We start from the raw sequence: 21,156 nt of genomic DNA on the forward strand, positions 1-21,156 counted from the left end.
TTCCAGCTGCGCGCACGAAGGGGACCCCATGGCCGGCTCGACCGATCCACAACAGACCAGCACCGAACCCGAGATCTACGACGTGGTCGTCGTCGGCGCAGGTGGTGCAGGTCTGGCCGCCGCGATCACCGCGGCCCGCAAGGGCCTGAACACCGTCCTGATCGAGAAGTCGCCCTACTGGGGCGGTTCGACCTCGCGGTCCGGCGGCGGCGTGTGGATCCCGAACAACTCGGTGCTGCGGCGCGACGGCGTCAGCGATACGCCGGAGAAGGCGCGCGAGTACGTGCACGCCATCATCGGCGAGCACGCACCGGCGGACCGCATCGACGCCTACATCGACCGCGGACCCGAAGCACTCGACTTTCTCCTCGAGCACGCACCCCTCGACCTCGAGTGGGTGAAGAACTACTCGGACTACTACCCCGAGGCACCAGGTGGACGTCTCGGCGGCCGGTCGATCGAACCGCGGCCGTTCGATGCGCGCCGGCTCGGCGATGATCTGAAGACGCTGCATCCGCAGTACACCAAGGCGCCGCTGAACATGGTCGTGCTGCAGTCCGACTACCGCTGGCTCAACACCGGCCTGCGTCACTGGCGTGGGCCGCTGCGCATGGCCAAGGTCGGCAGCCGGTTCTTCTGGGCACGCAGCCGCGGCAAGAAGCTCATCGCGATGGGTGCGGCGCTGGCCGCCGAACTCCTCATCGGCGTGCGCGAGGCCGGGGTCCCGCTTCGCCTGAACACGGGTCTCGTCGACCTCGTCACCGAGGACGGCCGGGTTGTCGGCGTGATCGCGGAATCCGAGGGCAAGCGATTCGAGATCCGCGCGCGCCACGGCGTGATCCTCGCCTGCGGCGGGTTCGAGCACAACGAGGAGATGCGCAAGAAGTACCAGCGGGAGCCGATCGGCTCCGACTGGACCACCGGCGCACCGAGCAACACCGGCGACGGCATCAACGCCGGGCTCAAGATCGGTGCCGCCGTCTCGCTGATGGACGACGCCTGGTGGGGTCCGACGATCCCGCTGCCGCGCGGACCGTGGTTCGCACTGTCGGAACGGTCGGTGCCCGGCACCTTCATCGTCAACACCCGCGGCAAGCGCTACATGAACGAGTCGCTTCCGTATGTCGAAGCGGTGCACCAGATGTACGGCGGAGAGTTCGGCCACGGCGAGGGCCCGGGCGAGAACGTGCCGTCGTGGCTGATCTTCGACCAGCGCTGCCGTAACCGCTACCTCTTCGCGGGAATCAATGCGCGCCAGCCGCTTCCGAAGAAGTGGTACGAGTCGGGCGTCGTCGTGAAGGCGGACAGCATCTCGGCCCTCGCGGAGAAGATCGGCGTCCCCGCCGAGTCTCTCGTCGAAACCACCGAACGCTTCAACGGATTCGCGCGATCCGGAGTCGACGAGGACTTCGGCCGTGGCGCAAGCGGTTACGACCACTACTACGGCGACATCACCAACAAACCCAACCCAAGCCTCGGCGAGGTCAGCAAGGGCCCGTTCTATGCGGTCAAGATGGTGCCCGGCGACCTCGGCACCAAGGGCGGGATCAACGCCGACGCCTCGGGTCGCGCACTCCGCGCCGACGGTTCGGTCATCGACGGCCTGTACGCCGCCGGCAACACGAGCGCACCCGTCATGGGCCACACCTACGCCGGTCCCGGTGCCACCATCGGCCCGGCGATCGTCTTCGGCTACCTCGCCGCCAGTGACATCGCGGCCAAGGCGGCCGCCGCCCCCGCACAGCAGACAGGAGCCTGAACATGCCGATCGATCCCGCCGTCGCCGTCGGGGCGGAGCTGCCCGAGGTCTCGTTCGAGTGGTCGGCCTCGGATGTCGTGCTCTATCACCTCGCGGTGGGCGCCGCGACCGACCCGATGAACACCGAGTCGCTGGCGTACGTCCATGATTCGGCGCCCAAGGTGTTGCCGACGTTCGCGACCGTCGCGGCGGGTTTCCACACCACCGAGCCGCCGAAGGTGTCCTTCCCCGGCGTCGACATCGACCTCGCGAAGGTCGTCCACGGGAGCCAGAAGGTCACCGCACATCGCCCGCTGCCGCCGGCCGGGAAGGCGACCACCCGGACGCGGATCGTCGAGGTCCAGGACAAGGGTTCGGCCGCCGTCATCGTCCAGGAGTCGGTGACCACCGACGACGCCGGCCAGACGCTGTGGACCGCGCGGTCGTCGATCTTCGCCAAGGGCGAGGGCGGCTTCGGCGGTGAGCGCGGCCGGTCGGAGAAGGTCGAGTACCCCGACCGCGAACCCGACCACCGCCTGCGCATCCCGACGCTGCCCAACCAGGCGCTGATCTATCGCCTGTGCGGAGACCGCAATCCGCTGCACTCCGACCCCGAGTTCGCCTCGCGTGCCGGTTTTCCGCGCCCGATCCTGCACGGCCTGTGCACCTACGGCACGGTCGCGCGGGCCATCGCCGACGAGCTGCTCGACGGGGACGCCGCGGCCGTCGCGGAGTTCTCGGCGTCGTTCGCCGGCGTGGTCTTCCCCGGCGAAACCCTCGAGGTCGAGGTCTGGGACGACGGCGCCCGTCTCCTGGCCACCGCAAGCGTCGTCGAGCGGGAGGGCGCGAAGGCCCTCGCCAATGTGGTGTGTGCGCGTAACTGAGTCACCGGGCGGTCACCGGTCTTCAGTACGCTCTACACGCGGACCGGGAGTCGGTCCGCGTGTACCACGTCGCATATCCACGAGGAGACCGCATGAGCGATTCGCTGACGCCCCTACTTGCCGACAACCGCAGCGCACTGGTGACCGACCTGGTCGGTGTCATCGATGCCGAGGTGGCCGACCAGTCGGGACTGAGCGGCGCCGCTGTGAAGACCGCCTACGCGGCGGTGCAGAAGGTGAAGCCCGGCGTGGTGCGCAGCGCCACGGATCAGCTGGCCGAGGACTTCCTGACGGCACTCGCGCCGTTCTGGGATACGAAGCCGGCCGGTGTCGCCTTCGGCGATCATCTCTCGGCCCACGGCGACCCTGCCGCCGAGGCACTGCTGGCGGTCACCGACGGCCAGGCCGATTCGGCCCGGCCTGCACTGGCGAAGGCCTACAACTCACTGCGCGGGAAGGCCAAGAATCATGTGGTCGCGGCACTGCCGCGGGTAGGCGCTGCCATCGAGAAGCACGCCGGGTAGTCACCCCGTCACGCGTCGTCGGCGGTCACACCGCCGACGACGCGATGACGACGAGCGTCACGATGACGCCGATGAGCGCCGCCAGCATTGACAGCACACGCCAGACGTGGAGGCGCGCAGGCGAGACATCGGTGGTGTTCGTGGAAGCGATCGGGGTCGCGCCGGTACTGGGTACTGCAGCGGCGGACGCGACGGAGTTCGACGCGATGTGGGGTGAGGCCATGACCTGTCACCACTTTCGATTGTCCGGGGCCAACATCGACCTTTACAGCCTCAGGTACTGCAGTGATAAATGTGTCACAAGTTACCCACGTTGCGGTGGTTCACCCCACGCGTGTCGCGATAACGAAACCGCAACACGGAAATCGGCAACCCTGCAATCCTACGAGCCAGACACTGAAATCGGGGGCGGAACATGAGATTGCCGAACTACATCCGGATGGACGCACGCTCGGCATGGCTCGTGGCCGTCTCCTGCCTGTCGGTGAGCATGGTCGTCGCCGCCATGGCGGCGCTCAACACCGCCCTCCCCGACATCGCCATCGACACCGGTGCCGATTCGGCCGAGATGACCTGGATCATCGACGGTTACACACTCGCCCTCGCCGCGTTGCTGTTGCCGGCCGGAGCGATCGGTGACCGTTTCGGTCGTCGCGAGGTCCTCATCGTCGGGCTGGTGTTCTTCGGGTTGGCATCACTGGCCGCAATCTGGGTCGACGGGCCGACCCAACTGATCATCACGCGCTGCCTCGCCGGTGCGGCCGCCGCCCTGATCATGCCGACGACCTTGTCGCTCATCACCTCCGGGATGCCCGACGGCCAGCGGGCCGTCGGGATCAGCATCTGGTCGGCCGTCGCCGGCGGCGGTGCGATCGCCGGCTTCCTCGTGACCGGTGTGCTCCTCGAGTTCTTCTCCTGGCATTCGATCTTCATCACCTTCGCCGCCTCGTCCGCGGTGGCCGTTCTCCTCTGCTTCACCATCGGATCGTCGAAGGACAGCGATCCCGGACGCTTCGACATCCCCGGCAGCCTGTGCTCGGTCCTGGCGATCGCCGGCGTCGTGTTCGGCCTCCTGGAGGCCCCACACCGCGGGTGGGCCGATCCTCTCGTCCTCATCTGCCTGGTCGGCGGCATCCTCCTCGCCGCACTCTTCGTGTTCGTCGAACTGCGTTCGGCCTCACCGCTCTTCGACGTGCGCCTGCTCGGCAACCGGGCATTCGGATCGGGCTCGCTGTCGGTGGCCGTGCAGTTCCTGGCCTCGTTCGGCATGTTCTACCTGGTCCTGCAGTTACTGCAGTTGGTGTTCGGTTACTCGCCGTTGCAGTCGGCGGTCGCGCTGATGCCGTTCGTCGCCGGCGTCGGTGTGTTCTCACTGCTGTCGAACTGGGTGGCGGTGCGACTGGATTCGCTCAAGTTCGTGATCGCGGCCGGCGCACTGCTGTCGGGTGCCGGCCTGATTGCGCTGGGTCTGATCCCGGTAGACAACTATTGGACGCTGGCCGCGATCCTGGCGGTGATCGCGATCGGGATCGGCCTCGCCACGGCGCCCGCCACCACCGCCATCATGTCCAACACCCCGCTGGACAATCAGGGCGTCGGGTCCGCGATCAACGACACCGCCCGCGAGATCGGAGCGGCCATCGGCATCGCGATCGCCGGGTCCATGGTCGCCGCCGGATACGAGTCGCGGATCGGCCCCACGGCCGATCTCGCCCGCGAGCAGCTGACCGCGGCCGGACAACAGCAGATCGCCGCGGGTGACCCCACGGGTGGGCAGGCCACCATCGCCCAAGCCGAACAGGCCGGCACTCTCATCGAGCGATCTCTCGCCGAGGCCACCATCGTCGTCGACAAGCTCTCCGCACAGTCCGCGGAACTCGCGCAGAAGATCGCCGACGGCAGCAAGGCCGCTTTCGACGCACCGATGGAGCAGGCTTCACTGATCCTCGGCGGCATCATGCTCGTGAGTTCCGCAGTTCTGTTCTGGCTGACGCCACGCCGCGTCGTCGAAGGCCCCGTCATCATCGAGCGCACCGGCGACCGCGGTCCCGATCCGGACGTCGACGACACGTTCGCCCGCGACTGATCGCGTAACCTGTCTGCGGTGCTCACCGTGGACAGCATCGCCGGCTGCCTCACCGGCATCGCTGCCCTCGTGGTGGTGATCATCGCAACCCTTGGCGCGCAGCGTGTCCCGGCGGTCGTGGTGGCCGCTCCGGTGGCGGCACTGCTCATCCTGCTCGGCCTGACGGACCTCAGCGCCGCGGCCGCCGAGGTCACCACCATGGCCCCGACCATCGGCTTCCTCGCCGCGATGCTGGTCGTCGCGGATGTCTGCGCCCGGGAAGGCGTCTTCACCTGGGTCGGGACGGTCCTCGCCGGATGGAGCCGATCCTCACCGCGTCGTCTGCTGCGCATCGTGTTCGTCGCCGCGGCGGTGACCACGGCCATCCTCAGCCTCGATACGACGATCGTGTTGCTGACGCCGGTCGCCGTCGCGACCGCCAGGCACATCGGTGCACGGGTCACGCCGATCGCGTTCTCCAGCGCTCATCTGGCCAACACCGCGTCGACCCTGCTACCGGTCTCCAACCTGACGAACCTGCTGGCGTTCTCGGCCACCGGTCTCGGCTTCCTCGGTTTCACCGGCGTGATGCTGGCCCCGTGGGTCGCGGCGATCGTCGTCGAATACCTGATCTTCCGGTGGTACTTCGCTGATGAGCTGCGAGCGTCCGCACCGGTGGAGACGGACGCCGAGCCCCAGCCGGACGCTCACCGACCGACACTGTTGCTGGTCGCGCTGGCCCTGCTGCTCGTAGCCTTCGTCATCGCCGAGCCGTTCGGTGTACCGCTCGCCGCGGTCGCCGGGGTGGGCGCCGTGTTGTTCACGCTGCCCGCGCTGTTCCGCTCCCCGGTCGCCACGCTGCGCAACACGATCACCGCGGTGAACATCCCGTTCCTGGGGTTCGTCGCCACGCTCGGCGTCGTCATCCTCCCGGTACGCGACGGCCCGCTCGGCGACTGGATCGGCGGACTCATCCCGTCGTCGTCGACGCTGCTCGGCATCCTGCTGGTCGCCGTACTCGCCGCTGTCCTCTCGAACCTGGTCAACAACCTCCCGGCGACGCTGCTGCTGATCCCGCTGGTGGCACACGATCCCGGCCTGGTCCTGGCGATGCTCCTCGGCGTGAACATCGGCCCGAACCTGGCCTACTTCGGATCACTGGCCAACCTGCTGTGGCGAGAGATCATGCATCGTGACGTCGCCGCCCCGACCTCACGGGAGTACCTGCGGCTCGGAGCGATCACCGTCCCGGCGACGCTGGGTGTCGCGGTGGTCGCGCTCTGGGGATCCCTCCAACTCACCTGAACCCCCACAAACCCACCCATTTTCGGCAGAACCACCCCCCGAGCAGGGGGTGGATTTGCCGAAAAAGGGTGGGTTTGCGAGTCCGACCAAGCGGGGTGATCGTGTCGCACCGCCGGCCGCGCATGGGTTGTGGGAGTTGCGGTTTGCCTCCACCGAGGCGGCCGAGGGCTGGGAAACCTGTGTCGCGCCACCGCGCCCAACACTCTGTCTGATCCACAGCGTGTGCCTGGCCTCGTCGACGAGAAACCAGATTCGGCCTGCCGCCGGCACCGCCCACCCCAAACCGACCGACCGACCGACCGCTGAAAGCGAAGTGAGTCGATGACAGCATCGCTCCTGGGCCCCGGGGGAAGACGACGGCTTCGACCCCGTCCGGCCGCGGTGCCACAATGGGGCATGTCCGAGCTCGCCGACAACGTCCTCCCGCTCATCCGCACGCGGGCTGATCTCCACCGACGCGGCTCGACCGCGCACGGCAAGCAGATGTCCGTCGCTGTCGACCGACTGGCGGCGGCCGCCGCCTCCGGCACCGACCCGCAGGACGTGCTGTCGGTGACGCAGAAGGCGATCGCGTCGGCAACGACGCTGATCATGCGCGCCGACGATTCGAGCGGCTACATGGGAGACGCCATCCGGGGGCTGCTGGCGCTGCATCCGCAGGTCGCCGTCGACGCGAAGCCCACGCCGTCGAAACTGGTCAAATGGATGATCGACTTCCAGTTCCACAACGAATGCGACTTCTTCACCATCGACCCGGTCGCCTACGCGCCGGCATTGGGCAAGCGCGGGATCGCCGCCTACCGGGCCGAGCTCGAGGAAATTCGCGAGGCGCTCGGGCCGCCGGTGATCGATCCCGAGCGACCCTGGGCGGCTGAGTTCGGGCGCTCGAGGTTCGCGCTCGCATATAACGACAGGCGACTGGCCGTACTCGATCGTGACGTCGACAAGATCATCGACACCCACGCGCGCCGCCAACCGAACGCCGCATTCCTGCAGGACACGGCCATCGCGCTGGCCGAGATCGGCGAGATCGACCTCGCCATCGAATACGCGCGCAAAGCAAGCGATCTGGGTTCTGGATTCCAATCCCAGGCTGCCGCGGGGTACCTGTCGGAGCTGATATCCGAACACCGACCCACCGAATTGCTGTCCACCCGACTCGACACCTTCGCCCGCTGGCCCTCCTTCGCAACTGCGACAGACCTGCACGAGGCAGCCGGCGACGAGTGGCCCGACCTCGCCGACGACGTCCTCACCAAACTCGCCGACCGACCGGCCGAGCTGATCCTGTTCCTCCTGCGAACGCTCGGCAACGTGGAATGCGCTTGGCAACAAGCCCATTCATCGGAGCTTGGCGACGAGGAGGTCTGGCTGGAGCTGGTCAACGCGTACGAGACGATCGATCCGGTCGCCGCGCTCGGTCCGCTGCAACGCATCGTCGAGGAACGACTGGCGACCGCCCACCCCCGCAACTACCGCCAGGCCAGCCGGGTACTCACCCGCATGCGGCGCATCGCCGCAGGCACCACAGCTGCGAACACCGTGAGCGAACTGATCGACCGTCTGCGCACGGAGAACCGTCACCGTCCGCGACTGCAGGCCGAGTTCGACCAGGCGGGATTAGAGTGAGCTGACGTGAACAGCGGGCCTAGACGGGCGTGCTCTCCTTCGCCGCCTCCGCCTTGGCCCAGCGGTAGTCGGCCTTGCCGGCCGGCGTGCGCTTGACCTCGTCGACGAAGACCACGGTGCGCGGGACCTTGTAGCGGGCGAGGGTTTCCCGGCAGTGATCCTGGATCGCCTCGAGCGACGGTTCGTCGGCGCCCTCGGCGAGCGCGATCACCGCGGCGACCCGCTGGCCGTACTTCTCGTCGGGAACCGGGACCACGAGCGCGTCGGCGATCGCCGGATGCGCGTGCAGCGTGGCCTCGACCTCTTCGGCGTAGACCTTCTCGCCACCGGTGTTGATGCACTGCGAGCCGCGGCCGAGGAAGACGATCGAGCCGTCGGCCTCGACGGTTCCCATGTCCCCCAGGATCGAGATCCGGGTGCCATCCGGCAGTGTCGGGAAAGTCTTCGCGGTCTTCTCCTCGTCCTTGTAGTAGCCGAGGGGCACGTTGCCGATGCGCGCGATGTACCCGACGTCGCCCGACCCCGGCTCGATCTTGTTGAGCCGCTCGTCGACGACCATCATGCGATCGGTCGGCGGCACCTTCAGGTTGCCGTTGTCGTCCATCAGGATCTCGCCGTCGTTGCCCGACTCCGACGCACCGAAGTTGTCGCGCAGCACCAGATCCGGCTTCACGGCGAGCATGCGGTCGCGCACGTGCTGCGACCAGATGGCGCCACCGGAGGTGATGGAGAACATCGACGACAGGTCCACGTCGTCCTTGCGCTTCTCCAGTTCTTCCACGAGCGGCATGCCCATGGCGTCGCCCACGATGAGGACGATGTTGACCTTCTCCTTCTCGACCTCGGTGACGATGGCCGCCGGGTCGAAGTCGCGCTGGATGACCAGGCGACCGCCGAGGGTGAAGAACGTGAACAGTGAGTACGACGCCGCACCGTGCATGAGCGGGGCCGCCAGCAGGAAGGCGATGGACGGGAAATCCTTGATCGCCGTGCCGATCTCCTCGAGGTCCTTGCGGGGATCACCGTAGGGGTTGCCACCGGAGAGCGGCTTGCGGAAGAAGTCGTCGTGCTGCCACATGACGCCCTTGGGGTAGCCCGTGGTGCCACCGGTGTAGAGCAGGTACAGCTCTTCGCCGTTGCGCGGTTCGAAGTCCCGGTTGTCCGGCGTGGACTCCGCGTCGGCGAAGGACACGATCTCCACCGTGCGGCCGTCGGGCAGGTCCGCGGCGGCCGCGGTCAGTTCTTCGAGAACGTCACCGATCACGAACACCGTTCGGACAGTCGGGGTCTCGGCGAGCAGCGCGGCGACGCTGCGCTGATGTTCGGGGAGTTCGACGACGATCGCACGCGAATCGGAGTTGTCGAAGATGTACTGGAGTTCGGCGTTGGTGTACCGGTAGTTGATGTTGACCGGCACGGCGCGGACCTTCAGCAGACCGAGCAGACAGGTCACGTGCTCGACGCTGTTCTTGAGGAACAGGGCCACATTGTCGAAGGCGCCGATCCCGGCGCCGGCGAACAGGTGTGCCACCTGGTTGGAGAGCCGGTCGAGTTCGGCGTAGCTGATCTGGCGACCCTGGTAGCTGAGCGCGATCCGCTCGGGCACCGAATCGGCGACCGTCTCGAAGACATCGGCGAGGTTGAACTTCATCGTGCGCTCTCCTTGTTGCGGAAGTAGTCGTGATTCGGTGCTCGGATCGGCGCTCATGCGGTCAGCACCAATCCACTTGTGGGGACTCCGGTTCCGGCGGTGACGACGACCTTCTCGGCGCCGTCGACCTGATTGACCGAGGTGCCCCGGAGCTGGCGGACGGCTTCGGCGATGCCGTTCATGCCGTGGATGTAGGCCTCGCCGAGCTGGCCGCCGTGGGTGTTGAGCGGCAGCCGGCCACCCACCTCCAGGGCCCCGGGCTCACGAACGAGGTCCTTGGCCTCACCGCGTCCGCAGAAGCCCAGCTCTTCGAGCTGGAGCAGCGTGTACGGCGTGAAGTGGTCGTAGAGGACGGCCATGTCCATGTCCTCGGGACCGAGGCCGGACTGCGACCAGAGCTGGCGTCCGACGAGACCCATCTCGGGCAACGACGCCAGCTCGTCGCGGTAGTAGCTGGTCATGATGTACTGATCCGCCGCGGAGCCGGCGGCCGCCGCGGAGATCACGGCGGGCCGGTTCGGCAGATCCTTGGCACGCTCGGCCGACACGATCACCAGTGCGACACCGCCATCGGACTCCTGGCAGCAGTCGAGCAGATGCAACGGCTCGGCGATGTACCGCGAGTTCTGATGATCCTCGAGAGTGATCGGCTTCTCGTAGAAGAAGGCGTCGGGATTGACCGCGGCGTGTTTGCGGTCGACGACCGCGATCCGGCCGAAATCCGCACTGGTGGCGCCGTAGTCGTGCATGTATCGCTGGGCGATCATCGCGACGAATGCCGCCGGCGTCGACAACCCGTGCGGATAGCTGAAGGCGTTCTCGGTGCCCGAGGAGTTCTCCTGGTTGGCGACCGCCGAATTCACCTGTCCGAACCGCAGTCCCGACCGTTCGTTGAACGCGCGGTAGGCGACGACGACGTCGGCGACTCCGGTCGCGACCGCCATCGCGGCCTGCTGGACGGTCGCGCATGCGGCGCCGCCGCCGTAATGGATTCGGGAGAAGTAGGTCAGCTCGGGGATTCCGACGGCACGGGCCACCGAGATCTCGCTGTTGGTGTCCATGGTGAACGTGACGAGACCGTCGACGTCGGCCGGGGTGAGACCCGCGTCGGCGATCGCCGCCGACACCGCCTCGGCCGCGAGCCGCAGCTCGCTCCGGCCGGAGTCCTTGGAGAACTCGGTGGCCCCGATGCCGGCGATCGCCGCCTGTCCGGACAGCCCGCCCATCAGTGCCCCTCCCCTTGCGTCGTCGCGTGTTGATTCGCCGCCGAGGAGCCCTCGCCGATGGTGAGGGTCACGGTCGAGATGACGTGCTTGCCGAGCGAATTGGTTCCGGTGACGGCGACCGTCAGTAGGCCGTCGTCCGCGATCTCGGTGACCTCACCGGTGAAGGTGACCGAATCGTAGGCGTACCACGGCACACCCAGTTTCAGTGCGATCGAACGGATTCGGGCGGTGGGACCGGCCCAGTCGGTGACGAACCGTTCAACGAGGCCGGTGTCGGTCAGGATGTTGACGAAGATGTCCTTGGACCCCTTGGCCTGCGCCAGATCGCGATCGTGATGGACGTCCTGGAAGTCGCGGGTGGCGAGGGCCGTGGCGACGACGAAGGTCGGGGTCGCGTCGATGACCGACGGCGGCAACGTGGTTCCTCCGCTCACCACCGGAGTGGCAACACTGGTCACGCTTCTCCCCCTTCACTCGCCGGTTCCCACGCGTACAGCGTCCACGCCGGTGTTCCGGCGTCGTCTCGGGCGGGGAAGTCCAGGAACGTCACCCGTACCGGCATCCCGATCGTGACGTCTTCCGGTGCGACGCCGCGCAGTTCACCCAGCATCCGCACCCCCTCGTCGAGTTCGACGAGAGCGACGACGAACGGCAACTGCCGGCCGGGGACCTTCGGCGCCCGGTGGACGACGTAGCTGTAGACGGTTCCGGTTCCCGACGCGACGACGTAGTCGGTCTCCGGCACCGAACCGTCGGCCTCGCGCGGCTTCCAGGTCGCCGGGACCGGTGGATGGCGCAGAACGCCGTCTCCGTCGCGCTGGATGCGCAGTTCGTGCGCAGTCACGCCCTCCCAGAAGAACGCCGTGTCGCGGGAGACGCTCGGCTTGAGCAGCTTCGCCGGGTCGAGGTCATCGGGAGCCGACGACACCGGCTCAGGCGCAGCGGCCTTCGCCGCCGGGCGGAACTTCAGGATGCGGAACCGCATCTCCGCCACGACTTCGTCCTCGACGGACCACACGTTGCGGGTGGTGAAGAACCAGCCCTCGCCGAGTGCGGTGTTCTTGGGTCCGACGACCTCGACGAGTTCGGCGGACAGCGACACCTCTTCGCCCGGTCGGGTGTAGCGGTGATAGACGGTGTCGCAGTTGGTCGCGACCACCGAGGTGAAACCCGCCTCGTCGAAGAGCTGGGTCGCGCGGCCGAGCGGATCGTCGGCGGTGCGAGCTCCGTTGAGTCCGCGCATCGTCCACACCTGGGCCATGGCCGGCGGTGCGACCACGCCCGGATGTCCGGCGGCGCGTGCCGCGGCATCGTCGACGTAGATGGGGTTCTCATCACCCATCGCCTCGACCCAGTTGTTGATCATCGGCTGGTTGATGGGATCGCGTCCACGTACCGGTGCGCTCGCACCCGAGTCCATGATCTGCTGGGCGGCAACACGGACCGCCTCGTCGCCGGCCGGCTCGGGTGCGCTCATCGCTTGGCTCGCGGGAGTCCGAGTCCGGCGGTGGCGATCATGTCGCGCATGACCTCGTTGACCCCGCCGCCGAAGGTGATGACCACGTGGCGCTTCTGCTGGACGTCGAGCCAGTCGACGAACGCCGCGGTCTCCGGATCGGTGAAATCGCCGTAGCGCCCCACGATCTCGTTGGCCATGCGGCACACCGTCTGGATGCGCTCGGTGGAGAACACCTTGGTCGCGGCGGCGTCGGCCATGGAGATCGCCTCGCCGGTGGAGGCGACCTGCCAGTTGAGCAGCTCGTTGATCCGGCCGTAGGCGTCGATGGTGGCCAGCGCCCGACGCACGTCCGGGTGCTTGGCGATGACGGTGCCGTCGGGTCCCGGTCGCTGGGCCCAGGCACGCAGCCGCGCCGCCAGGCCGTCGATGCGTCCGGCCGGGCCGAGCATCACGCGCTCGTGGTTGAGCTGGGTGGTGATCAGCTTCCAGCCGTCGCCCTCCTCGCCCACGCGCATGGAGACCGGGACCTTCACGTCCTGGTAGTACGTGGCGTTCACGTGGTGGGCGCCGTCGGCGGTGATGATCGGGGTCCAGGAGAAGCCGGGATCCCTGGTGTCCACGATGAGGATCGAGATGCCCTTGTGCTTGGGCGCATCTTTGTCGGTCCGCACCGCGAGCCAGATGTAATCGGCGTCGTGCCCACCCGTGGTGAAGATCTTCTGCCCGTTGACCACATAGTGGTCGCCGTCGAGGACCGCGGTCGTGGTGAGCGACGCCAGGTCGGTGCCGGCCTCGGGTTCGGTGTAGCCGATGGCGAAGTGCACGTCGCCGGCGAGGATCGCGGGCAAGAACTTCCGCTTCTGCTCCTCGGTGCCGTGCACCTGGAGGGTCGGGCCGACCGTCTGCAGCGTGACCGAGGGCAGCGGGACATCGGCGCGGACGGCCTCGTTGGTGAAGATCTGCTGTTCGATCTCACCGAACCCCTTGCCGCCGAACTCCTTCGGCCACCCCACGCCGAGCCAGCCGTCCTCGCCCATGCGCTTGATGACCTTGCGGTAGGCCGGTCCGTGCCGCTCGGTCAGCATGATCTCGGCCTCGTCTGGAGTGACGAGATCGGCGAAATACTCCCGGAGTTCTTCGCGCAGCGCGCGCTGTTCGGGCGTCAGATCGATGAACATGTGCTCACCCCTGTGCTCGGTCGGCCGGGGCAGCGCCCTCGGTGATGTCGGCGAGTTCGTCGAGTCGCACGGCGGCGCCACCCACCAGGCGGGCGAGGTCCTTGGCGATGGAGAAGTACCGGTGCAGCGGATAGGTGATGTCCACGCCGATGCCGCCGTGCAGGTGGGTCATCGTCCGCAGCGTCGGCGGGATCTCCTCGGCCAGCCAGTAGGCGGCGATGCCGAGATCGGTTGCGGCGTCGAGCCCTTCGGACAACCGCCACGCCGCTGCGGTGGTCGACAGCTCCATCGACCGTCCGATGACGTAGACGTCGGCGAGTTGCTGTCCGACGGCCTGGAACAACGCGATCGACTTGCCGAACTGTTCGCGTGTCGAGACGTGGTCGGCGGTGAGCCGGGTCGCGCCGGCGACGAGACCGTCGGCGTAGGCACAGAGCGCCAGACGGTAACGGTCCCGCAGGACCGACAGCTCACGGCTGATGACGTCGGCGTCGTCGACCGGGACGTCGTCGAAGGTGACGGTGTATTCGCCCCACCCACTCGACGCCGGAGTGCGCGTGAGCGTGACACCGTCGGAGGTCGGGGAGACGGCCACGACGCCGGCGTCGGATGTGACGAGCAGGACCGAAGCGCCCTCGGCGTGCAGGACCCCGACCTTGGTGCCGTTCAGTCGCCCACCCCGGACGCTGGTCTGGGGAGTCGGTGTCAGCGGGTCGCCGTGTTCGCCGATCGCGATGGCCGCCCACCGGCCACCCGTCAGCGACTCGCCCCATCGCGACCAGACATCGGCAACGTTCTCGGGGGACCCGGCCTTCGCGAAGACGAGGGCTGCGGTCAGGGTTCCCAGTGCCGGGGTCACCGCAGCGGCGCGCCCCATGCGTCGGAACAGCGGGAGGAGTCCCGCCTCGTCGACCTCGTCACCGTCGCGGTCGGCCGGCAGCGGCAACGCGAGCAGCCCGGCGTCGACGAGCGCCCGCCAGGTCTCGGCGTCGAAGCCCCCGACCTGATCGCCTGTACCCGCCTCGCCGGAACCCCGCTTGCCGAAGGTCGACTCCCAGTCGGGTTGTCGTCGTGCGAACACGTCCTCCGCGACGTCGCGGACCGCAACCGCCGTACCTTCCAGGGCAAAGTCCACCCTGCGTCTCCTCACCATGCGCGAACTACAGAACTAGAACTTGTTCTAGTTGTATCAGAGTCCCCGCACCGGAGGGTAGAGATCGCGTTTTATCTGCGGTTTCAGGCCGATGGGACCGGTCAGCCGCGAGGCATACCGAGAATGCGTTCCGCAGCCGCGGTCTTCAGGATCTGCGTGGTCCCACCGGCGATCGACAGGCAACGATTCTGGAGGACGGCGTCCGACGCCTCGGTGGCCGCCAGGCCCTGTACGCCGAGGAGTCGTAGCGCGAGATCGGGCACCGACTGTCGGTGCTGGACGCCGATGAGCTTGCGGACGCTGGACAGCGCGCCCGGGTCGAGTCCGGCGAGCTGCTGCGTCGCGGCCCGGGCGTCGAGGACCCGGCCGACATGGGCATCGGCGCACTGACCGCCGAGGGCCGCACGTTCGGCGTCGGTCAGCTCACGCCTCATGCCCTGCACCTGCCGCAGCAGTGATTCCATCTCCTTGCCGAGACCCGACCCGCCCATCGCCACGCGTTCGTTCGCGAGGGTGGTGCGCGCCAGCCGCCAGCCGTTGTTCACCTCGCCGACCACACAGTCGTCGGGCACGACGACCTCGTCGAGGAAGACCTCGTTGAAGTTGGCGCGACCGGTCAGCTCGCGGAGCGGCCGGATGTCGATACCCGGCGAGGACATGTCGACGAGGAAGTAGGTGATGCCCTTGTTCTTCGGCGCCTCGGCGTCGGTGCGGGCCAGGCAGATCGCCCACTGCGCGTTGTGCGCCTGCGAGGTCCAGATCTTCTGGCCGGACAGTTTCCAGCCGCCCTCGACGCGCTCCGCCTTCGTGCGCAACGCCGCGAGATCCGAACCCGCCTCCGGCTCGCTGAACAGCTGGCACCAGACGATCTCGCCGGCGAGGGTCGGGGCGACGAAGCGTTCACGCTGCGCGTCGGTGCCGTGGGACAGGATCGTCGGGATCGCCCAGGCGCCGATGACGAGATCGGGCCGGACGACGCCGGCCGAGTCGAGTTCGGTGTCGATGAGCAGCTGCAGCGCGGCGTCGGCGCCGAGACCGTACGGCTTCGGCCAGTGCGGGGTCAGATAGCCGGTCTCGGCGAGAACGCGCCGCTGGTCGTCGGCGTCGGCCTCCGCGATGCGGGCGACGGTGGCGCGGACCTCGTCTCGCTGGTCCTCGACCCGCGAGAGGTCGAGCGCGAATCGTCGGCGCGCCCCCGCGAGACCCCGGTCGGCGAGTGTCGTGGCGGCGTGATGGGCGCCGTCCAGAGCGGCCTGGGCCGCAAGCGCGGACCGGAGGTAGAGATGCGCGTCGTGTTCGAAGGTGAACCCGATGCCGCCGAGCACCTGGATGCAGTCCTTGGCCGTGGCCACCGGGGCTTCCGCCACGACGACGTCGGCCGCGAGCCGGCTGATCTCGAGTTGCTCGCGCGCGGAGTCGGTGTCACCGTCGGACGCGGTGAGCACATCGTCGACCGCACTGGCCACGTCCCAGGCGACCGCCGTGACCTCTTCGCTGCGGCAGAGCATCTCGGCGCAGATGTGTTTGATCGCCTGGAAGGAGCCGATCGGCACACCGAACTGCGTACGGACCTTGGCGTAGTCGACGGCGGTGTCGAGGGCCCAGCGGGTGACCCCGCTCTGATACGCCGCGAGCGTCGCCGACAGCAGTCCCTCGACGAGCGGCGCGTCGGGCAGTTCGACGAGGTCGTCCGCCGTGACTCCGGACAGTTGCACGCGGGCCACCGAGGTGGTGCCGTCGAGCGGTGCCTCCGGCGCGATGTCGGCGTGCCCGACTGCCGGCGGGATGACCCACCAGCGGCCGTTCCGCCCCGGGACGTCGAGCGCCGCCAGGACCGCAACCCCTTCGGCGTAGCCCCCGACGAGTCCGAGGTCGAGCGTGTCGGACAGCGGGACGCCGGCCCGAGCGGTGTGGCTCACGATCGGCGTCACCACGGGGACCGCACCCTCGAGTACGCGGTCGAGCAGTTCCTGCGCCCGCGCATCGGAGCTGGTGGAGAGCGCGATCGCGGCGGTCACCGTCGGCGCGATGGGCCCGGGGACCAGCTCGATGCCACACTGTTCGACCATGGCCGCCACGTCGACGAAGCCCGCTCCGAGCCCACCGGCCGCCTCCGGCACCGCGGCCACGAACACTCCGAACTCCGCGAGCCGGCCGAACAGCTGAGTCCACTGATCGCGCGGTTTGTCGATGTCGGCGCGGACGAGTTCGGTCACCTTCACGGCGCGCGCCCAGGACTCGATGCTGTGGCATACCGCGATTTGCTCGGAAGACGTGGCGATTGTCACGAGTGATCCTCTGTATGTCGAGTTGTGAGGAATAATTAGAACCTGTTCTAATATGCCATGGGTGGAGGTGATCGGGTAGCCACCCGTGTTCCTCGCCTACCCGATCGCCGATCACGTGAAGGATGTTCGAAAGCACATGGCCCGCTCTGCACCAGGCAATGCCGCGGTCGAGACCCCAGCCGGGACCTCGACCCCAGCCGCGTCGCCCGAAGCCGGTTCCACCGCGCAGCGCGAACGTCGTCGCCGCATCCTCGACGCGACCCTCGCCCTCGCCTCCAAGGGCGGCTACGACGCCGTCCAGATGCGCACCGTCGCCGACAAGGCCGACGTCGCGGTCGGCACGCTCTACCGCTACTTCCCGTCCAAGGTCCACCTGCTGGTGACCGCGCTGGCGCGTGAATTCGAGCGCGTCGAGTCGAAGGTCGACCGCTCACAATTGCGGGGCGACACCGCAGTCGACCGTCTGCGCCACGTCCTGGACATGATCACGTTCGCGATGCAGCGCGACCCGCTGCTCACCGAGGCGATGACCCGGGCCTTCATGTTCGCCGACGCGTCGGCGACCGCCGAGGTCGATCAGGTCGCCGGCATCATCGACCGGCTCCTCGCCGGCGCCATCGTCGACGAAGGCGAGCCGACCGAAGAGGATCTCGCGATCGCCCGCGTGCTCTCCGATGTGTGGATGTCGAACCTCGTGCAGTGGCTGACCCGACGCGCGTCGGCCACCGACGTCACCAATCGACTCGAACTGACCGTCCGGCTGCTGCTCAAAGACCGCGCCAACTGAGCTGAGTCCGCCACGGACCTCTCAGGGTGCGGCTTTCGGCCGGGCGTGCACATATGCCTCGACGACGGTCCGCATCACCGGCTTGCCGGCCACGTTGACGAGTTCCGAGGTGGACGTGACGAGCGCCCGGTCGCGGTCGTCGAATTCGACGGCGTCGATGGTCAGCGAACCCGTCAACGTGTCGCCGGGACGCACCGGCCGCAGGAAGACGACATCGGCAAGACGCTTGCCCGCGATGACCTTCCAGCGATACAGGACCGAGGTGACGGCGAGCTTCTGGTAGATCGACATCGTGTGCAGTCCGCTCGCGATGAGCCCGCCGTAGGCGCCGGCCTCGGCCGCGTTCTTGTCCGTGTGGAAGTCCTGTGGGTCCCAGGCCCGCGCGAAGTCGAGCAGTTCTTCTTCGGTCACGTGGTGCGTGCCGAACCGGAAGACCTGTCCGGTCTCGAGGTCGTCGGCCCACAGTCGATCGGGTTCGCTCACTTCAGGTCGTTGGCGATCATCGGCCAGGTGGTCTTGAGGTCGCGCTCCCAGTAACCCCAGGAATGCGTGCCGTCGGGACGGAACAGAACCTTGTGCGGGACCTTCAGCGCGCGCATGCGCTGCGCCATCTGCTTGGTGCACTCGTTGACCGCGGCTTCGATGACGCCACCGACGACCACCTGGCTGGCAAGCGTGAACGGATCCCCGGCGACCAGCGGGGCCTCGAGACGGTCGTACCAGCCGGGAAGTCCGGTGCCACTGGTCATGTAGACCTTGGTTCCGCGCAACTTCGCGGCATTGATGTACGGGTCGTTCTTGTGCCAGCCCGCCGAACCGATAGGGCCCCACATGTTGTCGACGTTGCCCATGCCGCGGTCGGCGACGACCATCCGAATGTACGTCTGCCCCAGCGGATCACTGGTGCGGGCGCAACCGCTGTAGGCGGCGACCGACTTGTAGAGCCTGGGCGCGGCGATGGCGAGGTTCAGCACCGATGTACCGGCCATCGAGATGCCGGCGATCGCGTTCTTCCGCGTGGTGTTGAATTCCTTGTCCACCAACGGGGGAAGTTCTCGGGTCAGGAACGTCGTCCACTTGTTGCGACCGAGGACCGGGTCGTCACGCTGCCAGTCCGTGTAGTACGAGAACGCACCGCCGATGGGCGTCACCACGTTGACCTGCTTGTCGCGGAAGAACTTCACGTACTGCGTCTTCGCCGCCCAGGTCGCCGAGTCCTCACCGCCACCGGCCCCGTTGAGGAGGTAGAGCGTCGGACGCGGCTTGGTCCGGTTGTTGGGGCGCAGAACGTTGACCGGCACCAGTCGGCGCATCGCGGCCGAGTAGACGATCAGCGTCGTCTGCTGGGCCGAATCGTGGATGACGGTGTCGATTCGGGCGCGATTCGGGTCCGGCGCCGGTGCGGCAAGCGCCGCCGGTGCCCATCCGGTCGCCGCTATCGCGACGGCACACGCGACGACACTCAGTCGCCTCTTCCACGAGGAACGCACCAGTAGCCCCTTTTGTTAACAGTGTTCTCAGACGTAACAAAGGTAACCGAGATCGGCGGGACGTCCCAAGCGGAGACGGTCGTCGTTAGGCGTTTGTGATCAGCGCGGCTGGAACCGCTGCGCTCCGTCGAGGCGCACGATCTCCCCGTTGATGTAACCGTTCTCCAGCAGATGCTGCGCCAGCGCCGCGAATTCGTCGGGGAGACCGAGTCGTTTGGGGTAGGGCACACCCGCGGCGAACTTGGTGAGCGCCTCCTCCCCCATCGATTCCATGATCGGCGTGCGCATCGTGCCCGGGGCGATGGTGTTCAGGCGCACCGCAACCGAGCCGAGATCGCGCGCACCCGACAGGGTGAGACCCATGACGCCGGCCTTGGCGGCGGCGTAGGCGGTCTGCCCGATCTGACCCTCGTAACCGGCGATCGAACTGGTCATCACGATCGCACCGCGCTCACCGGACTCCTTGGGCTCGCCGGCCGCGAGCTTCGCCGCGGTGAGACGCAGGACGTTGTAGGTTCCGGTGAGATACAGGTTGAGGGTCTTGACGAACCCCTTCATCTCTGCGGGCGAACCGTCTCGATTGACGATCCGCTGTGCCACACCGAAACCGCCGTGCGCGATGACCGCATAACGCAGGACACCGAGTTCGCTCGCCTGCTCGAGCGCGGCGTCCACCGAGCCGTCGTCGAGCACGTCGGTGCGCGCGTAGACCGCCCGCTCGCCCAGTTCTTCCGCGAGTTCCTTCGCCGGCCGGTCGGCCAGGTCGGCGATCACGACCGACGCACCGGCGGCATGCAGACGCCGCACCGTCGCCGCGCCGAGTCCACCGGCACCGCCCGTGACCAGTACGACTTCACCCTCAAACGACATCTGTTCTCCTCAAATCGATCTCATGTGCAGGTTGACAGGAGCAGTTGACTGCGGACGAGGCTCAGGCGCCGGTCCATTCGGGCTTGCGCTTCTCCGCGAACGCGCGGGCACCCTCGATCGCGTCCTTCGAGGTGAATACCGGCGCCAGCAACTCGCCCTGACGGTCCCACTTCTCGTCGTCGCTCCACGATTCCGACTCGGCGATGATCCGCTTGGTGACGGCGACGGCCAGCGGGCCGTTCTCGGTGATGCGCTCGGCAAGGGCGAGAGCACCGTCGAGCGCACCGCCCTCATCGGTGAGGACATTGACGAAGCCCCAGTCCGCGGCCTGCTCGGCGGTGAAGTTGTCGCCGGTGAGCGCCAGTTCGAGAGCCTTCTGGTAGGGAATCTTCCTGGGCAGGCGCAGAAGTCCGCCGGCGCCCGCGACGAGGCCGCGCTTGACCTCCGGAATGCCGAACTTCGCCGACTTCGACGCGACGACGAGGTCGGTGGCGAGAACGAGTTCGGTTCCGCCTGCGAGGGCGAATCCCTCGACGGCCGCGATGACGGGCTTGGCCGGCGGCTTCTGGGTGAAGCCCAGACCACGTCCCGCGATGGCCACCGACTCGCCCGCCGCGAAGGCCTTGAGATCCATTCCGGCACAGAAGTTCCCACCCGCGCCGGTCAGAATGGCGACCGACAGCTCCGGACTGTCGTCGAGTTCGTCCATCGCATCGGCGAGCGACTGACTCACCTCGTGGTTGATCGCGTTCCGCGCCTGCGGCCGGTTGATCGTGATGACGAGGATGCGCCCCCGGCGCTCCACGAGAACTGCGTCGGACATTGTCGCTGACCCCTCACCGATTCAACGATCGCTGCGAACGCGCTCACGCGGATTCGGGCGGCGTCGGCCGCAGCTCACGAGTGATC

19 protein-coding genes are annotated in these 21,156 nt (G+C 67.7%); 7 read left to right on the forward strand and 12 right to left on the reverse strand.

The annotated features are described in order from the left end of the window. Positions 1 to 28: 28 nt before the first annotated feature. The 3 genes from kstD to GOAMI_RS07090 all read left to right on the forward strand — a co-directional run bounded on the left by kstD (position 29) and on the right by GOAMI_RS07090 (position 3,146). A complete protein-coding gene (kstD, locus tag GOAMI_RS07080) occupies positions 29 to 1,759 on the forward strand; it encodes a 3-oxosteroid 1-dehydrogenase (RefSeq protein WP_006435756.1) in 1,731 nt (576 codons plus the stop codon). A 2-nt stretch (positions 1,760 to 1,761) separates the two neighbouring features. Further along, a complete protein-coding gene (gene chsH3, locus GOAMI_RS07085) occupies positions 1,762 to 2,622 on the forward strand; it encodes an enoyl-CoA hydratase ChsH3 (RefSeq protein ID WP_006435757.1) in 861 nt (286 codons plus the stop codon). Between the two features lie 92 nt (positions 2,623 to 2,714). After that, entirely contained in the window at positions 2,715 to 3,146 is a 432-nt protein-coding gene (locus GOAMI_RS07090; RefSeq protein ID WP_006435758.1) for a DUF6918 family protein, read from the forward strand. 25 nt (positions 3,147 to 3,171) lie between these two features. On the opposite strand, the gene GOAMI_RS07095 is transcribed toward GOAMI_RS07090, so the two are convergent. Next, on the reverse strand, positions 3,172 to 3,369 hold the full coding sequence (locus GOAMI_RS07095; RefSeq protein WP_006435759.1) for a hypothetical protein: 198 nt from the start codon (positions 3,367 to 3,369) through the stop codon (positions 3,172 to 3,174). 192 nt (positions 3,370 to 3,561) lie between these two features. On the opposite strand from GOAMI_RS07095, the gene GOAMI_RS07100 reads away from it, so the two are divergent. From GOAMI_RS07100 to GOAMI_RS07110, 3 genes are all read left to right on the forward strand, one after another. Beyond that, on the forward strand, positions 3,562 to 5,232 hold the full coding sequence (locus GOAMI_RS07100; RefSeq protein ID WP_006435760.1) for an MFS transporter: 1,671 nt from the start codon (positions 3,562 to 3,564) through the stop codon (positions 5,230 to 5,232). Between the two features lie 18 nt (positions 5,233 to 5,250). Beyond that, a complete protein-coding gene (locus tag GOAMI_RS07105; RefSeq protein ID WP_006435761.1) occupies positions 5,251 to 6,516 on the forward strand; it encodes an ArsB/NhaD family transporter in 1,266 nt (421 codons plus the stop codon). A 396-nt stretch (positions 6,517 to 6,912) separates the two neighbouring features. Then, entirely contained in the window at positions 6,913 to 8,145 is a 1,233-nt protein-coding gene (locus tag GOAMI_RS07110) for a DUF6880 family protein (protein ID WP_006435762.1), read from the forward strand. A 19-nt stretch (positions 8,146 to 8,164) separates the two neighbouring features. Here the strand turns inward: GOAMI_RS07110 and GOAMI_RS07115 are convergent, their stop codons facing one another. The 7 genes from GOAMI_RS07115 to GOAMI_RS07145 all read right to left on the reverse strand — a co-directional run bounded on the left by GOAMI_RS07115 (position 8,165) and on the right by GOAMI_RS07145 (position 17,100). After that, positions 8,165 to 9,796: an acyl-CoA synthetase gene (locus GOAMI_RS07115; RefSeq protein WP_006435763.1), complete on the reverse strand. Its 1,632-nt coding sequence runs from the start codon at positions 9,794 to 9,796 to the stop codon at positions 8,165 to 8,167. 53 nt (positions 9,797 to 9,849) lie between these two features. Continuing rightward, positions 9,850 to 11,022, reverse strand: coding sequence for a lipid-transfer protein (locus GOAMI_RS07120; protein WP_006435764.1), 1,173 nt, complete (start codon positions 11,020 to 11,022; stop codon positions 9,850 to 9,852). Further along, positions 11,022 to 11,480, reverse strand: a complete 459-nt coding sequence (locus GOAMI_RS07125; protein WP_006435765.1) for a MaoC family dehydratase — start codon at positions 11,478 to 11,480, stop codon at positions 11,022 to 11,024. Before GOAMI_RS07125 ends, GOAMI_RS07120 begins: the two co-directional genes overlap by 1 nt. After that, entirely contained in the window at positions 11,477 to 12,499 is a 1,023-nt protein-coding gene (locus tag GOAMI_RS07130; protein ID WP_006435766.1) for a bifunctional MaoC family dehydratase N-terminal/OB-fold nucleic acid binding domain-containing protein, read from the reverse strand. Before GOAMI_RS07130 ends, GOAMI_RS07125 begins: the two co-directional genes overlap by 4 nt. Continuing rightward, positions 12,496 to 13,659 (reverse strand): acyl-CoA dehydrogenase family protein, encoded by a 1,164-nt coding sequence (locus GOAMI_RS07135; protein WP_006435767.1) that lies wholly within the window; start codon positions 13,657 to 13,659, stop codon positions 12,496 to 12,498. The genes GOAMI_RS07130 and GOAMI_RS07135 overlap by 4 nt, the downstream gene beginning before the upstream one ends. A 4-nt stretch (positions 13,660 to 13,663) precedes the next feature. Beyond that, complete coding sequence (locus tag GOAMI_RS07140; protein WP_006435768.1) at positions 13,664 to 14,794, reverse strand: acyl-CoA dehydrogenase family protein; 1,131 nt, start codon at positions 14,792 to 14,794, stop codon at positions 13,664 to 13,666. A gap of 119 nt (positions 14,795 to 14,913) precedes the next feature. After that, a complete protein-coding gene (locus GOAMI_RS07145; RefSeq protein ID WP_006435769.1) occupies positions 14,914 to 17,100 on the reverse strand; it encodes an acyl-CoA dehydrogenase family protein in 2,187 nt (728 codons plus the stop codon). Between the two features lie 136 nt (positions 17,101 to 17,236). On the opposite strand from GOAMI_RS07145, the gene kstR reads away from it, so the two are divergent. Beyond that, positions 17,237 to 17,887: a cholesterol catabolism transcriptional regulator KstR gene (kstR, locus tag GOAMI_RS07150; RefSeq protein ID WP_006435770.1), complete on the forward strand. Its 651-nt coding sequence runs from the start codon at positions 17,237 to 17,239 to the stop codon at positions 17,885 to 17,887. Positions 17,888 to 17,908: 21 nt separating this feature from the next. Here kstR and GOAMI_RS07155 read toward each other — a convergent pair whose 3' ends face one another. The 4 genes from GOAMI_RS07155 to GOAMI_RS07170 all read right to left on the reverse strand — a co-directional run bounded on the left by GOAMI_RS07155 (position 17,909) and on the right by GOAMI_RS07170 (position 21,070). Continuing rightward, the gene (locus GOAMI_RS07155) at positions 17,909 to 18,370 is read right to left on the reverse strand and encodes a MaoC/PaaZ C-terminal domain-containing protein (RefSeq protein ID WP_006435771.1); all 462 of its coding nucleotides are present in this window, start codon (positions 18,368 to 18,370) and stop codon (positions 17,909 to 17,911) included. After that, on the reverse strand, positions 18,367 to 19,377 hold the full coding sequence (locus GOAMI_RS07160; protein ID WP_006435772.1) for an alpha/beta hydrolase: 1,011 nt from the start codon (positions 19,375 to 19,377) through the stop codon (positions 18,367 to 18,369). The genes GOAMI_RS07155 and GOAMI_RS07160 overlap by 4 nt, the downstream gene beginning before the upstream one ends. A gap of 99 nt (positions 19,378 to 19,476) precedes the next feature. After that, positions 19,477 to 20,247: an SDR family NAD(P)-dependent oxidoreductase gene (locus GOAMI_RS07165; RefSeq protein WP_006435773.1), complete on the reverse strand. Its 771-nt coding sequence runs from the start codon at positions 20,245 to 20,247 to the stop codon at positions 19,477 to 19,479. A 61-nt stretch (positions 20,248 to 20,308) separates the two neighbouring features. Further along, complete coding sequence (locus tag GOAMI_RS07170) at positions 20,309 to 21,070, reverse strand: crotonase/enoyl-CoA hydratase family protein (protein ID WP_006435774.1); 762 nt, start codon at positions 21,068 to 21,070, stop codon at positions 20,309 to 20,311. Positions 21,071 to 21,156 lie beyond the last annotated feature (86 nt).

The organism is Gordonia amicalis NBRC 100051 = JCM 11271 (assembly GCF_000332995.1).
In the GTDB taxonomy this organism is placed as follows: domain Bacteria; phylum Actinomycetota; class Actinomycetes; order Mycobacteriales; family Mycobacteriaceae; genus Gordonia; species Gordonia amicalis.

Coding starts and splice junctions, on each gene's coding strand:
- GOAMI_RS07110 (WP_006435762.1), top strand. CDS start 6,913: ATGTCCGAGCTCGCCGACAACGTCCTCCCGCTCATCCGCACGCGGGCT.
- kstD (WP_006435756.1), top strand. CDS start 29: ATGGCCGGCTCGACCGATCCACAACAGACCAGCACCGAACCCGAGATC.
- GOAMI_RS07135 (WP_006435767.1), bottom strand. CDS start 13,659: ATGTTCATCGATCTGACGCCCGAACAGCGCGCGCTGCGCGAAGAACTC.
- GOAMI_RS07170 (WP_006435774.1), bottom strand. CDS start 21,070: ATGTCCGACGCAGTTCTCGTGGAGCGCCGGGGGCGCATCCTCGTCATC.
- GOAMI_RS07100 (WP_006435760.1), top strand. CDS start 3,562: ATGAGATTGCCGAACTACATCCGGATGGACGCACGCTCGGCATGGCTC.
- GOAMI_RS07165 (WP_006435773.1), bottom strand. CDS start 20,247: ATGTCGTTTGAGGGTGAAGTCGTACTGGTCACGGGCGGTGCCGGTGGA.
- GOAMI_RS07090 (WP_006435758.1), top strand. CDS start 2,715: ATGAGCGATTCGCTGACGCCCCTACTTGCCGACAACCGCAGCGCACTG.
- GOAMI_RS07095 (WP_006435759.1), bottom strand. CDS start 3,369: ATGGCCTCACCCCACATCGCGTCGAACTCCGTCGCGTCCGCCGCTGCA.
- GOAMI_RS07115 (WP_006435763.1), bottom strand. CDS start 9,796: ATGAAGTTCAACCTCGCCGATGTCTTCGAGACGGTCGCCGATTCGGTG.
- GOAMI_RS07120 (WP_006435764.1), bottom strand. CDS start 11,022: ATGGGCGGGCTGTCCGGACAGGCGGCGATCGCCGGCATCGGGGCCACC.
- kstR (WP_006435770.1), top strand. CDS start 17,237: ATGGCCCGCTCTGCACCAGGCAATGCCGCGGTCGAGACCCCAGCCGGG.
- GOAMI_RS07130 (WP_006435766.1), bottom strand. CDS start 12,499: ATGAGCGCACCCGAGCCGGCCGGCGACGAGGCGGTCCGTGTTGCCGCC.
- chsH3 (WP_006435757.1), top strand. CDS start 1,762: ATGCCGATCGATCCCGCCGTCGCCGTCGGGGCGGAGCTGCCCGAGGTC.